Annotated in this window: 15 protein-coding genes and 3 pseudogenes; 5 read left to right on the plus strand and 13 right to left on the minus strand. The window is 36.4% G+C overall.

The window, feature by feature from the left end; genetic code table 11:
• From A9G40_RS00005 to A9G40_RS00050, 12 genes and pseudogenes are all read right to left on the minus strand, one after another.
• A pseudogene (locus A9G40_RS00005) lies at positions 1 to 995 on the minus strand (RHS repeat protein); the annotation flags it as partial.
• Positions 996 to 1,236: 241 nt separating this feature from the next.
• Positions 1,237 to 1,917: a hypothetical protein gene (locus A9G40_RS00010; protein ID WP_065581353.1), complete on the minus strand. Its 681-nt coding sequence runs from the start codon at positions 1,915 to 1,917 to the stop codon at positions 1,237 to 1,239.
• An 8-nt stretch (positions 1,918 to 1,925) separates the two neighbouring features.
• Positions 1,926 to 2,384, minus strand: coding sequence for a hypothetical protein (locus A9G40_RS00015; RefSeq protein ID WP_065581354.1), 459 nt, complete (start codon positions 2,382 to 2,384; stop codon positions 1,926 to 1,928).
• A 3-nt stretch (positions 2,385 to 2,387) separates the two neighbouring features.
• Positions 2,388 to 2,483, minus strand: a pseudogene (locus A9G40_RS15665) (RHS repeat-associated core domain-containing protein); the annotation flags it as partial.
• 34 nt (positions 2,484 to 2,517) lie between these two features.
• A complete protein-coding gene (locus tag A9G40_RS00020) occupies positions 2,518 to 2,889 on the minus strand; it encodes a hypothetical protein (protein ID WP_065581355.1) in 372 nt (123 codons plus the stop codon).
• A 403-nt stretch (positions 2,890 to 3,292) separates the two neighbouring features.
• Positions 3,293 to 3,973: a hypothetical protein gene (locus A9G40_RS00025; RefSeq protein WP_065581356.1), complete on the minus strand. Its 681-nt coding sequence runs from the start codon at positions 3,971 to 3,973 to the stop codon at positions 3,293 to 3,295.
• A gap of 418 nt (positions 3,974 to 4,391) precedes the next feature.
• Positions 4,392 to 5,072 (minus strand): hypothetical protein, encoded by a 681-nt coding sequence (locus A9G40_RS00030; RefSeq protein WP_065581357.1) that lies wholly within the window; start codon positions 5,070 to 5,072, stop codon positions 4,392 to 4,394.
• An 8-nt stretch (positions 5,073 to 5,080) separates the two neighbouring features.
• Positions 5,081 to 5,539, minus strand: a complete 459-nt coding sequence (locus A9G40_RS14495) for a hypothetical protein (protein ID WP_065581358.1) — start codon at positions 5,537 to 5,539, stop codon at positions 5,081 to 5,083.
• A gap of 3 nt (positions 5,540 to 5,542) precedes the next feature.
• Positions 5,543 to 5,638, minus strand: a pseudogene (locus tag A9G40_RS15395) (RHS repeat-associated core domain-containing protein); the annotation flags it as partial.
• Between the two features lie 34 nt (positions 5,639 to 5,672).
• The gene (locus A9G40_RS00040; protein ID WP_065581359.1) at positions 5,673 to 6,044 is read right to left on the minus strand and encodes a hypothetical protein; all 372 of its coding nucleotides are present in this window, start codon (positions 6,042 to 6,044) and stop codon (positions 5,673 to 5,675) included.
• Positions 6,045 to 6,439: 395 nt separating this feature from the next.
• The gene (locus A9G40_RS00045) at positions 6,440 to 7,123 is read right to left on the minus strand and encodes a hypothetical protein (protein WP_065581360.1); all 684 of its coding nucleotides are present in this window, start codon (positions 7,121 to 7,123) and stop codon (positions 6,440 to 6,442) included.
• An 8-nt stretch (positions 7,124 to 7,131) separates the two neighbouring features.
• Positions 7,132 to 9,216, minus strand: a complete 2,085-nt coding sequence (locus A9G40_RS00050; protein ID WP_065581361.1) for an RHS repeat-associated core domain-containing protein — start codon at positions 9,214 to 9,216, stop codon at positions 7,132 to 7,134.
• Between the two features lie 31 nt (positions 9,217 to 9,247).
• On the opposite strand from A9G40_RS00050, the gene A9G40_RS00055 reads away from it, so the two are divergent.
• From A9G40_RS00055 to A9G40_RS00075, 5 genes are all read left to right on the plus strand, one after another.
• Positions 9,248 to 10,816 carry an RHS repeat-associated core domain-containing protein gene (locus A9G40_RS00055; RefSeq protein ID WP_065581362.1) on the plus strand — a complete coding sequence of 523 codons (1,569 nt, stop codon included), beginning with the start codon at positions 9,248 to 9,250 and terminating at the stop codon, positions 10,814 to 10,816.
• Positions 10,817 to 10,818: 2 nt separating this feature from the next.
• A complete protein-coding gene (locus tag A9G40_RS00060; RefSeq protein ID WP_065581363.1) occupies positions 10,819 to 11,202 on the plus strand; it encodes a hypothetical protein in 384 nt (127 codons plus the stop codon).
• 377 nt (positions 11,203 to 11,579) lie between these two features.
• Complete coding sequence (locus A9G40_RS00065) at positions 11,580 to 12,545, plus strand: RHS repeat-associated core domain-containing protein (protein WP_065581364.1); 966 nt, start codon at positions 11,580 to 11,582, stop codon at positions 12,543 to 12,545.
• 5 nt (positions 12,546 to 12,550) lie between these two features.
• On the plus strand, positions 12,551 to 12,886 hold the full coding sequence (locus A9G40_RS00070; RefSeq protein WP_065581365.1) for a hypothetical protein: 336 nt from the start codon (positions 12,551 to 12,553) through the stop codon (positions 12,884 to 12,886).
• A 109-nt stretch (positions 12,887 to 12,995) separates the two neighbouring features.
• Positions 12,996 to 13,376, plus strand: coding sequence for an RHS domain-containing protein (locus A9G40_RS00075; protein ID WP_065581366.1), 381 nt, complete (start codon positions 12,996 to 12,998; stop codon positions 13,374 to 13,376).
• Positions 13,377 to 13,392: 16 nt separating this feature from the next.
• Here the strand turns inward: A9G40_RS00075 and A9G40_RS00080 are convergent.
• On the minus strand, positions 13,393 to 14,207 hold an 815-nt coding region (locus tag A9G40_RS00080; RefSeq protein ID WP_081302086.1), incomplete at its 5' end, for an IS3 family transposase.

Here is a 14,207-nt window from a genome sequence, read left to right on the forward strand (position 1 = left end):
CTAAATTGAAAAAGACGTCCATCGGAAAAGCCTAGCTGTTGTAATTCACCGTTATCTCCCCACGTAAAATGTTGTTCGCTACCATCAGGGTATTGGGTCGATAAACGCTGTCCATCTTCATTATAACGATGACGAGTGAGTAAACCGTCGGGCGTTTCCAACTCAATAATGTCGTCGTGATGGTTATAACGTATTCGCCATATCAGCCCATTTTTTTCAATTCGAATAATTCGTCCACGTTGCCAAGTATAATCTTCATAACTGTTGTCTGGGTAAATAATGGTTTTTAACTCGGCATTAACCGTATATTCATAGTGGGTTTGATGCCCTAACGCATCAATCTCAACGGTTTTCAATCCCTCTTCATTATACTGATAGGTTTTGGTCGCCCCATTAGCATCGGTTTCTGACTGTAACAAACCATCTTTATGGGTGTAACACTTTTGACTGCCATCAGCCATGGTGACAATCACGTTTTCATCTTGCCATGTGTAACGTTCATCTAATTGCCCAAAGTTACCCCATTGACGTAAACAACGAACATCTTGACCTTCACCCTCCCAGACCCAGTTAAATTCAGCGCCTCCAGCCATTGTTCGCTTTTGAATAACATTTAAGGCGTCATATTCATACGTTTCAGTTTGACCTGCTGCGTTAGTTGCCCCAATAAGTTGATGATGGTCATTATAGTGATAGTGCATTAGAGGGTGCAGCGTTTGCCATTCCCCTTCCACTAAAATCTGAATAGTGACCGTATCAATCAGTATTGATTGCTTATCACGATAACCAAAAGCTAAACGTCGTGTTTTATTTTGCTGAGGTTGTAAGGCTATCAAGCGATGATGATTATCATAAACCACATTGAGTCGGTGACCATACTTATCAGTAATAGCACTTAAATAGGCCGTTTGTTCAACTCGTTTGAAATGATATCGTACACGGTTGTTACCTTTTTTATACAAGACGTATTCATCGGCGGTGTCGCGTTGGTGCATCCGCACTTATATGGGAATTTAGTTTGTAAAAAACGTTAAGGAGTGTATACCGTTGCGTTGAGATTTTTTTATCGTTTAGGGTTTTGGTGTAATTATTTTATTCTAATTTTGTGCATAAAGAATAACATAACTTGGTGGCAGCGTTAACTGTCACCCAATAGACCGAAGCTTAAAGATATGCTTGATTAAGTTAAGACGCTTAAATGTCTTGAAACCTATTAATTAAATAAGGTAAGCTCTATCAATTATTTTGGCTTGGCGGATAATCAAAAATAGTTTCCTCATACCCATCATGATCAGAAAAATACTTCATCTGAAAATCAAAATCCCATATTGGCGACACAATATGATTAAAAATACTCATATCTAAAGATTTATTTTTCATTTTTACTTCTAATCTTTTCTTTTCATTGATTCTTTTTATCTCCTCATACCCACCGAGCTGATCATCATTTCCTATCATTAATGGAACAATGTTATCTTCCTCCAATTCTAACCAAACATGACCTTGAAAAATAGCTCTACCAGAAATATATGAATCTAAGTGCTCTGTATCAAACCCACCAAAGTAGATATAACGATCTTTGATATTAAATTTTAAGCCGGATGAATAATAATAATCGCGTTCATTATGCATGACTTTAAGGTCATAACAGCATACGTTTTCTATCGTTAGTAAAGCTTTTCGAGCTAATATAACTAAATCATCATTAATATTAATTATACTTTTCGGGTTAACAGAAAGTATTTGACTGCGCCATATAGCCTCATACATATTTATAGATAAGTTTTCTAGTTGCATTTTGCATATAGATGTTCCTTTTTCGAACCAAGGCAAAGAAGAATAGACTTCCACTCCACTCAACCCATCAAAATCAATACAATATTGATAACTATCGGTTAGATCTAATTTGTATTTCATTATATCACCTATTGTTTTTTAAAAATAAATTCGTTTATATTTTCACCTTGGATTGGTGCTCCACTCGTTTGTTTATATCCCGCACTAAGGACTTTTCGTTTGCTAATTAATTGCAAATCTTTAAGTTTGGCAATTTCTTCTATATTTTTAAGATGTTTGTTAGTCCTACTACCACGAATGATTATTGTCCCATCTTTCTTTAAAACGCGGAGGACTTCATCATTTAAGGGAGTATAACCATACGGGTTATCCATTATAATGGTCTTTTGCGAGCCGGTAGCGATATTCGACAAATTATGCGCATCGCCAGCAAAAACACCTGGCGCCATAGGGTGAGCAGGATGAGATATATTATAAGCACCCTCGATAGGGTTTAGCCCGGCACCAATAACGAGTGTTCCATCCTGTTCAGCAGATTTTAAGTATCTTTTCTTTCCAACAATAAACCATTTACATTCTAATCCCAACGGGTCAATTAAGTCTATTGGATCATTATTGACATATTGATAACTATTTAACCCACCCAGTATACCTAGTGGGTCTTGGGTGATATATCTGCTGGTAAATGGGTCGTAATCATGATTTAAACAAAATACATAATTATCTTCGTAATGATATTAGTGGAGGTGGAGTATAATTATGTTTAGCAACATACTCTATTGCTTTTTGTCGTTCTTCTTCGGTAACTTTATCATTATAAGTTAAATAATTTTTTACTACTTTAAATGATTGCGAAAATGCGGGATTTTTCTTAATAAGCAATCTTAAATTTTCACACCAAGGAATATCTGGCCACAAATCTAGATTGCGTGTTTTCTTTCTCATACCTTCTACTTTGATCCATCCGACTAATCTCCGTGAAATAATATATAAGTTTTTTTCGCCTACTAGATCAATAGCTAAAATGAGTATCGGAGATTTAATATCTTCTTGTTCAAATAACAATAAGTCTTTCATCAGTTCTAATAACATAATAAGCCTTAATTCTTGTATGGATTATATTTAATATTTGGATAATTTTTCTCAATATGTTTTAGCATCATTTTGACAGAGCTAAACTCAAGTGGTGCTCCTCCTCTTAATTGAAAAACTCGCTCTTGTGCAAAAGCTCTCGTTTCCCAAGGTGCATCCGCACTTATATGGGAATTTAGTTTGTAAAAAACGTTAAGGAGTGTATACCGTTTCGTTGCGTTGAGATTTTTTTATCGTTTAGGGTTTTGGTGTAATTATTTTATTCTAATTTTGTGCATAAAGAATAACATAACTTAGTGGCAGCGTTAACTGTCACCCAATAGACCAAAGCTTAAAAATATGCGTGATTAGGTTAAGACGCTTAAATGTCTTGAAATCTATTAATTAAATAATGTAAGCGCTATCAATTATTTTGGCTTGGCGGATAATCCAAAATAGCTTCCTTGTACCTGCCATGATCAGAAAAATGCTTTATATAAAAATCAAAATCCCATATTGGGGATTCAATATGATTAAAAATACTCATATCTAAAGATTTATTTTTCATTTTTACTTCTAATCTTTTCTTTTCATTGATTTTTTTTATCTCCTCATACCCACCGAGCTGATCATCATTTCCAATCATTAATGGAACAATGCTATCTTCCTCCAATTCTAACCAAACATGACCTTGAAAAATGGCACTTCCATATATATTTGAATCTAAGTGCTCTGTATCAAACCCACCAAAGTCAATATAACGATCTTTGATATTAAATTTTAAGCCGGATGAATAATAATAATCGCGTTCATTATGCATGACTTTAAGGTCATAACAGCATACGTTTTCTATCGTTAGTAAAGCTTTTCGAGCTAATATAACTAAATCATCACTAATATTAATTATACTTTTCGGATTAACAGAAAGTATTTGGTCGCGCAATACCGCTTCATCCATATTTATAGATACATTTTCTAGTTGCATTTTGCATATAGATGTTCCTTTTTCGAACCAAGGCAAAGAAGAATATCCATATATTCCACTTAACCCATCAAAATCAATAAAGTATCGGTAAATATCGGTTAGATCTAATTTGTATTTCATCATATCACCCTACTCGTAAAATCATCTGGATGATGATATCTTGTAAGCCCTTGTTCTGGTTTACTTAAACAACTTTTTATCTTCTTTTTAGCTTGAAATAATAATTTGCCAAAAAATTAACTTCATTAAATCAATTCAACTTTATTATTGGTCTTTTTTCTGTCTATCAGCTTATTTATAATTATTAATAGCTTCCCGATACCTGTTCTTATTTTTGTGCGATGGGGAATGACAAGGCTTGGCGACAGTGTTAACGGACATCAAATGGATAAAGCCTTTAAAAAGTATATTTGATTAAATTAATAGTATTTCAATGTGTTGAAATCGATTATATTAAAATTTGCCGATATTTCGCTAATGGTTAGGTTTTGCTAAAAAATAGTATTACCTAAATCATCTATTATAGCGGCCAGTACTATCAATTATTTTGGCTTGGCGGATAGTCCAAAATAGCTTCCTTGTACCAATAATGGTCATAAAAATACTTCATCTGAAAATCAAAATCCCATATTGGCGACACAATATGATTAAAAATACTCATATCTAAAGATTTATTTTTCATTTTTACTTCTTTTCTTTTCTTTTCATTAATTTTTTTTATCTCCTCATACCCACCGAGCTGATCATCATATCCAATCATTAATGGAACAATGTTATCTTCCTCCAATTCTAACCAAACATGACCTTGAAAAATGGCTCGACCAAAAATATTTGAATCTAAGTGCTCTGTATCAAACCCACCAAAGTAGATATAACGATCTTTGATATTAAATTTTAAGCCGGATGAATAATAATAATCACGCTCATTATGCATGACTTTAAGGTCATAACAGCATACGTTTTCTATCGTTAGTAAAGCTTTTTGAGCTAATATAACTAAATCATCACTAATATTAATTATACTTTTCGGGTTAACAGAAAGTATTTGGTCGCGCAATACCGCTTCATCCATATTTATAGATACATTTTCTAGATGCATTTTGCATATAGATGTTCCTTTTTCAAACCAAGGTAAAGAAGAATAGACTTCTACTCCACTCAACCCATCAAAATCAATAACGTATCGATAAATATTGGTTAGATCTAATTTATATTTCATTATATCACCTATTGTTTTTTAAAAATAAATTCGTCTATATTTTCACCTTTGATTGGCGCTCCACTCGTTTGTTTATATCCCGCACTAAGGACTTTTCGTTTGCTAATTAATTGCAAATCTTTAAGTTTGGCGATTTCTTCTATGTTTTTAAGATGTTTGTTAGTCCCACTGCCACGAATGATTATTGTCCCATCTTTCTTTAAAACGCGGAGAACTTCATCATTTAAGGGAGCATAGCCATACGGATTATCCATTATAATGGTCTTTTGCGAGCCAGTGGCGATATTCGACAGATTATGCGCATCGCCAGCAAAAACACCTGGCGCCATAGGGTGAGCAGGATGAGATATATTGTAAGCACCCTCGATAGGGTTTAGCCCGGCACCAATAACGAGTGTTCCATCCTGTTCAGCAGATTTTAAGTATCTTTTATTTCCAACAATAAACCATTTACATTCTAATCCCAACGGGTCAATTAAGTCTATTGGATCATTATTGGCATATTGATAACTATTTAACCCACCCAGTATACCTAGTGGGTCTTGGGTGATATATCTGCCTGTAAACGGGTCGTAATCATGATTTAAACAAAATACATAATTATCTTCGTAATGATATTAGCGGTGGTGGAGTATAATTATGTTTAGCAATATACTCTATTGCTTTTTGTCGTTCTTCTTCGGTAACTTTATCATTATAAGTTAAATAATTTTTTACTACTTTAAATGATTGTGAAAATTCGGGATTTTTCACAATAAGCAATCTTAAATTTTCACACCAAGGAATATCTGGCCACAAATCTAGATTGCGTGTTTTCTTTCTCACACCTTCTACTTTGATCCAATCAATCAAATTTAATGAAATTATAAATAAATTTCTTCTACCTACTAATCGAATAGCTGAATAAAGTGCTGGCGATTGAATATCTGCTTGTTTAAATAACAATAAGTCTTTCATCAGTTCTAATAACATAATAAGCCTTAATTCTTGTATGGATTATATTTAATATTTGGATAATTTTTCTCAATATGTTTTAGCATCATTTTGGCAGAGCTAAACTCAAGTGGTGCTCCCCCCCTTAATTGAAAAACTCGCTCTTGTGCAAAAGCTCTCGTTTCCCAAGGTGCATCCACACTTATATGGGAATTTAGTCTGTAAAAAACGTTAAGGAGTGTATACCGTTGCGTTGAGATTTTTTTATCGTTTAGGGTTTTGGTGTAATTATTTTATTCTAATTTTGTGCATAAAGAATAACATAACTTGGTGGCAGCGTTAACTGTCACCCAATAGACCAAAGCTTAAAAATATGCTTGATTAAGTTAAGACGCTTAAATGTCTTGAAATCTATTAATTAAATAATGTAAGCACTATCGATTATTTTGGCTTGGCGGATAATCCAAAATAGCTTCCTTGTACCAATAATGACTATAAAAATGCTTCATATAAAAATCAAAATCCCATATTGGGGATTCAATATGATTAAAAATACTCATATCTAAAGATTTATTTTTCATCTTTACTTCCAATTCTTTAGTGTAATTTATCCTTTTTATCCCCTCATACCCACCAACCTGATCATCATATCCAATCATTAATGGAACAATGCTATCTTCCTCCAATTCTAACCAAACATGACCTTGAAAAATAGCACTTCCATATATATTTGAATCTAAGTGCTCTGTATCAAACCCGCCAAAGTCAATATAACGATCTTTGATATTAAATTTTAAGCCGGATGAATAATAATAATCACGCTCATTATGCATGACTTTAAGGTCATAACAGCATACGTTTTCTATCGTTAGTAAAGCTTTTCGAGCTAATATAACTAAATCATCACTGATATTAATTATACTTTTCGGGTTAACAGAAAGTATTTGGTCGCGCAATACCGCTTCATCCATATTTATAGATACATTTTCTAGATGCATTTTGCATATAGATGATCCTTTTTCAAACCAAGGTAAAGAAGCATAACTTTTTATTCCACTTAACCCATTAAAATCAATAAAATAATTATAAATATCGGTTAGATCTAATTTGTATTTCATTATATCACCTATTGTTTTTTAAAAATAAATTCATCTATTTCTTTACCTTGAATTGGCGCTCCACTCGTTTGTTTATATCCCGCACTAAGGACTTTTTGTTTGCTAATTAATTGCAAATCTTTAAGTTTGGCGATTTCTTCTATTTTTCTAAGATGTTTATTATTTTCACTGCCACGAATGATTATTGTCCCATCTTTCTTTAAAACGCGGAGAACTTCATCATTTAAGGGAGCATAGCCATACGGATTATCCATTATAATGGTCTTTTGCGAGCCAGTGGCGATATTCGACAGATTATGCGCATCGCCAGCAAAAACACCTGGCGCCATAGGGTGAGCAGGATGAGATATATTGTAAGCACCCTCGATAGGGTTTAGCCCGGCACCAATAACGAGTGTTCCATCCTGTTCAGCAGATTTTAAGTATCTTTTCTTTCCAACAATAAACCATTTACATTCTAATCCCAACGGGTCAATTAAGTCTATTGGATCATTATTGGCATATTGATAACTATTTAACCCACCCAGTATGCCAAGTGGGTCTTGGGTGATATATCTGCCAGTAAATGGGTCGTAGTAACGGTTTAGGTTATAATGAAGCCCTGTTTCCTCATCATAATATTGCCCTTGGAACCTTAACGGATTATTCGGCAGGGAATCTATATCGTCCTGATGGTAGGTTTCGTTTATTATCTGTCCATAGGCATTATACTGGCATTCGTAGAGCGTGTCACCTAAGCTGCCGGTAAGGGCTATGGGTGTGCCGAGGTGGTCGTTTTGGTACCAGTAGAGTTTGATATTGTCTTGCTGCGCATTGCCGTGCACCAGAGCTAAGGGGCGGTAAGAGTCTGGCTCGTAAAGGTAGCTTTGCCAGTGTTTATCGTTATCCGTTTCGGCAATAAGTTTACTACCTTGCCAGATAAACTCGGTGGTTTTACCATCCACAGTTTTGCTAGTACGACGGTTAAAGGCATCATAAGTATAAGTGATGATAAGCCCTGTCGGTTTAATCACTTTGATAAGTCGATGCCGGCAGTCGTACTCATAGTGGGTAACTAGACTGTGGTCTTTTCCGCGCTTTTCGGCAATTAAGTTACCAAAGCGGTCATATTCAAAGTGTTTATCACTAAAAAAGGTTAATCGGTTGCCTTTGGCGATATTGGCATGAAAAGGCGTAGGGGCTAGCACTTGGGTTTCACTGATTTTATTGCCCGTTGGGTCATAATCAAACTGCTCGACTTTTTCAGCATGATGTTGCTCGGGATTGACCTCAGGGTAAGTCACTGTGTGTAATTGACCGGCGTTATCATAACGGTAACGGCGTGGCTGATGTCCGGTGATTTCGGCAAGCTGTCCGTTAGGATTATAGTGATACTGCTGTTGCCAAATTGGCGTTGGCGAGGTCTGGGTGCTAATATCATAACCATGATAACGTTGATGGGCAATAAGTTGCCCTAGTGGGTCATACTGGTAACGGTTAACCAGCCCATTGCCTTGACGACGTTCACATTCTCGCCCCGCGTTATCATACAGCAGACCGATTAAGGACTGCCCATCTAAGGTCATACCCCGTAATTGACCATGAATATGATAATATTCTAACCATTGCCCATCGGGCAGTTTTGTGCCATTGAGTAAGCCGGTGTTTTCATCGTAGCGATGGCGAATAGTCGCCCAGTTTTGGTGCTCGGCCGTTAAACGACCAACTTTATTATATTCCCATCCTAAAACCGATTGCCCATCGAGTATTTGTGTTAATAATCCATTCTGATTGTAACTATAGTGCTCTTTTATGCCATCAGCTAGCTCTTTTACGATGAGTTTTCCACGGCTATCACGTTGGTAGCGGGTAATGAGCGGTTTTTCATCATGTTGGTTACCATACTCGTGTTTTTCAATTAAATAGCCATTTAAATCGTAATGATAAGTGGTTTTTACCTCGTCAAACCCAATTTCTTCACTCAATTGCCCCGTTGGCGTGTAGCTGAAGCGGTAACGTTCCCCTTTCTGATTTTCAATTTCACTGATTTGTAGATGGATATTATCATAACGAAATTTCAGCCGTTCACCATCTGGCAGCCGCTTTTCGGTCATTAAATGTAATGGCGAAGCGTAGTCATATTCTGTGACAGCCGCTTTTCGTTGGGATAAACAAGGGCGAGAGTGTGAACGTCGTCAAGGTAATGGACTAGTTAACCGTTACCAGTATGACCCGCTAGGGCAACTTATTGCCCATCAACGTTATCATGGTTATGATATCAGCACCCAAACCTCACCAACGCCAATTTGGCAACAGCAGTATCACTATAATCCTAACGGACAGCTTGCCGAAATCACCGGACATCAGCCACGCCGTTATCGTTATGATAACGCTGACCAGTTACACACCGTAACTTACCCTGAGGTCAATCCCGAGCAGCATCATGCTGAAAAAGTCGAGCAGTTTGATTATGACGCAACGGGCAATAAAATCAGTGAAACCCAAGCACTAGCCCCCACGCCTTTTCATGCCAATATCGCCAAAGGCAACCGATTAACCTTTTTTAGTGATAAACACTTTGAATATGACCGCTTTGGTAACCTAATTGCCGAAAAGCGCGGAAAAAACCACAGTCTAGTCACCCACTATGAGTACGACTGCCGGCATCGACTTATCAAAGTGATTAAACCGACGGGGCTTATCATCACCTATACTTATGATGCCTTTAACCGTCGTACCAGTAAAACGGTAGACGGCAAAACCACCGAATTTATCTGGCAAGGTAGTAAACTTATTGCCGAAACGGATAATGATAAACATTGGCAAAACTACCTTTACGAGCTAGACTCTTACCATCCCTTAGCCCTTGTGCACGGCAATGCCCAACAAGATAACATCAAACTCTACTGGTATCAAAACGACCACCTCGGCACACCCATAGCCCTTACCGGCAGCTTAGGTGACACCCTCTACGAATGCCAGTATAATGCTTATGGGCAGATAATAAACGAAACCTACCATCAGGACGATATAGATTCCCTGCCCGATAATCCGTTAAGGTTCCAAGGACAATATTTTGATGAGGAGACAGGTTTACATTATAATCTTAATCGCTATTACGCTCCTAATCTGGGTCGATTTATTACGCAAGATCCAGCTAAACTTTATGGTGGTTTAAATAGCTATCAATATTGTTTTAATCCGATTATCTGGATTGACCCGCTCGGATTACTTGCAGGTTTAGGGAGTTATGGGCCTTATGACCCCCATCTTGTGCGCAAGCAGTTAGAAGAACTATATGGACGCGGTAATGTGGTTTCTAACACCGTGCCATTGCCAAATAATAAAAATGTTAAATTAAAAGGCCAGCGACATCCTGAATCCGGAAAGGTGTTTGACAATAGAGGGTTAGTTATTTTTGATGATGTTGCAAAATATGATACCGTGTTACCAAGTGCTGAATTTTACAATAAAAGTTATCGTGGACAAATGAAAATGGCAACTGAAGATTTAAGAAGAGCTATCCAAAGGGGAGAAATAAACCCCGGGATATTTACCCCAGAGCAGTTAAACGCAATTAATGCCGGCAAACCTAAAATACCTGATTATATTTGGCATCATCATCAACATCGCGCTAGAATGCAACTGGTTCCATCAAAAGATCATTTAGAAACAGGCCATATAGGTGGCGAAGCATTATCTAAGGGGAAATAAATATGTTAGGATTAGTAAGAAATGATCGGACTATTGGTTTTGTATATTATTGTTTACTATGTGGTGTTATCAATATGGATGAGGTCAATCGTTGGGCAGAAAAGGTCATTGGCGAAAATGAAGTAAGTGATTTACCCGATTATATTTTTGATTTGATTGATTTTAAAGGAATAATTACTGAGTTAGAACGCTTGATCGGATTTTATCCTTGCTGGAGATGCACGAAAGCGCAAAGAATGGCTGTTTATGGTATAAGAGTAAGGAGAGGTCGAAAGTTACGCAAAGACGATGTATCTTTTAATGAAGAACAAGCATTAGAAGCCTTAAAAAAACACCCAGAAATCGAAAAATTGTTCAGGGAAACATTCCCTTTTATCGATTTTTAATTGTTTAATTCGTCAGCTTATATCTCTACCATAAGAATGGGTAGAATTCTCGCTAGCATGATCAGCAGAAAAGATTTATTTACTTTTCTGCTTTTTTTATGCGACCTTAAAAATACGGTATTGTGGTGCTACTGGCAATCGCCTAACCTTTTTTAGTGATAAACACTTTGAATATGACCGCTTTGGTAACCTAATTGCGGAAAAACGTGGAAAAACCACAGTCTAGTTACCCACTATCAATACGACTGCCGGCATCGACTTATCAAAGTGATTAAACCGACAGGGCTTATCATCACTTATACTTATGATGCCTTTAACCGTCGTACTAGCAAAACTGTGGATGGTAAAACCACCGAGTTTATGTATTCGTCTCATCCATGAGACTCACCCTTGCAGGGCCAACGCTAAAGCGTTGTTCAAATTTGTTCCAGACAAATTTGTGGCAAGGTAGTCGGCTTATTGCCGAAACGGATAATGATAAACATTGGCAAAGTTACCTTTACGAGCTAGACTCTTACCGTCCCTTAGCCCTTGTGCACGGCAATGCCCAACAAGATAACATCAAACTCTACTGGTATCAAAACGACCACCTCGGCACACCCATTGCCCTTACCGGCAGCTTAGGTGACACGCTCTACGAATGCCAGTATAATGCCTATGGACAGATAATAAACGAAACCTACCATCAGGACGATATAGATTCCCTGCCCGATAATCCGTTAAGATTCCAAGGGCAATATTATGATGAGGAAACAGGACTTCATTACAACCTAAACCGTTACTACGACCCGTTTACCGGCAGATATATCACCCAAGACCCACTTGGCATACTGGGTGGCTTAAATAGTTATCAATATGTTAATGGTGATCCGATAAATTGGATAGATCCGTTAGGGTTGATTAAGGTTGAAAATAATGGGTTTGAGGCAATTGCAGGAAAGAGGTACAAGGTCTCAAATGGCGCGGATACTGCAATACCTAAAACAGATTTAGATCATCCTATTGTACAATCTCGTATAAATATACAAAATGGTGATACCGATAAAGGATGGATGCATGTTTTAAAAAGACATTTCAGCGGTAAGAGCAATGCAAGTCAATTTACAATTACAGAAGAAGCTAAATATTTAATAGGAAGTAAACAAGTTAGTGATATACCAATTAGTAATATAAGAATGTCAGTGGAGAAAGGAACAAATATAGAACAAAAACTTTATGAACGAGTTGTTAACTTTAATAAAAATATTGGAATTGATAAATTTACAGGAAAGCCAACAAATACTATGACTATCCTTACAGATAAAGCAGGCAATTTAATTACAGCAACCCCAGGGAGGTTATAACCATTATGATAAATGAAGCTAAAATAGCTCAGAAAAAAACAAGTGTTTTTCATAAATTTGAAAAACAAATAATTTATCCTTTTTTACTATCTGAGTTTGGTGAGTTAACTTCATCTTACTTTATTTATCACAATATAGATCAATATGTTGATATATATACTTATCTTGTGAATGGTAAACATGTTATTAATTTTGATGTTTCAACTATAGATCAATCTATTACTATAAATTCAATAATATCGGTAGATGAATATAAAAAAGAGATTCAAGGAAAAGGTAGAGCAAAAAAGGAAAGTAGAGAATATTTAGATAAAATTATGAAAGAAATTAATTCTAAATAAGAACAAAATTTATGTGTACTAGCTCAAATCTAATCTGACACTTTTGTGCATTTGACGACAGTGTTAACTGTTACCAAGCCTTGTAATTCCCAATAGCACAAAAATAAGAATGGGTATTGTACACACAGTGACTTACCCTGAGGTCAATCCCGAGCAGCATCATGCTGAAAAAGTCGAGCAGTTTGATTACGACCCAACGGGCAATAAAATCAGTGAAACCCAAGCGCTAGCCCCCACACCTTTTCACGCCAATATTGCCAAAGGCAACCGGTTAACCTTTTTTAGTGATAAACACTTTGAATATGACCGCTTTGGTAACCTGATTGCGGAAAAGCGTGGAAAAGACCACAGTCTAGTTACCCACTATCAAAACGACCACCTTGGCACGCCAATAGCCCTTACCGGCAGCTTGGGTGACACGCTCTACGAATGCCAGTATAATGCCTATGGGCAGATAATAGACGAAACCTGGTATGTCCACACTTTTTAGTACCAAAAAGATAAGGTCATAGATTCATTTTATATTCAATGGGTGACTGGTAATTTAAAGACGAATGAAGCCTGTTGTAATTAAACCAATCCACATAGTGATTAAATTGCAACCTGAGTTGTTCAAGTGAATCAAAAATCGTGTTTGACACAAATTCAGTTTTCACCGCTTTAAATGTTGCTTCAGCAACAGCATTATCATAAGGGCATCCCTTATGGCTTAATGAACGCTCAATGCCAAATTCCTTTAAACATTCATCAAGTAGATGATTATCAAATTCTTTTCCTCTATCTGAATGAAATAACTCAACTGAATTTAAGTTAATAGGGATTTGGCTGATAGCATCCATAACCAGTTGAGCATTTTTATGTTTTCCAGCACTTCGTCCCACGATTTCTCGATTGCTTACATCAATAATCATACAAAGGTAATGCCATTGTTGTTTTACTCTCACATAAGTTAAATCAGTCACTAACACTTTTCGTTGTTGGCCTACGGTAAACTCACGATTAAGTTGATTACTTACTGTTGATTCGTTGCTTTGTTCTGTATTAGCACGATATTTTTTACAGGTATATTTTGATACTAATCCGTTTTCTTGCATGATTCGACCAATTCGGCGACGGGATAATAGTATGCTTTTCTCCCTAAGCTCTGCTTGTAGTCGCCTTGTTCCATAGGCTTGATAGTTATCGTTAAATATCGCTTTCACTTTTTTACTAAGCTCTTTGTCTGTTTTTTTACTGGTTAATTGTAGTTGATAATAGAAGCTATTTCTTGACACTTGTAAACATCGACATAACGCACGTAAACTATATCGATGTTGATTCT

It is taken from the genome of Gilliamella sp. Nev3-1 (assembly GCF_001690435.1).
Taxonomy (GTDB): domain Bacteria; phylum Pseudomonadota; class Gammaproteobacteria; order Enterobacterales; family Orbaceae; genus Gilliamella; species Gilliamella apicola_C.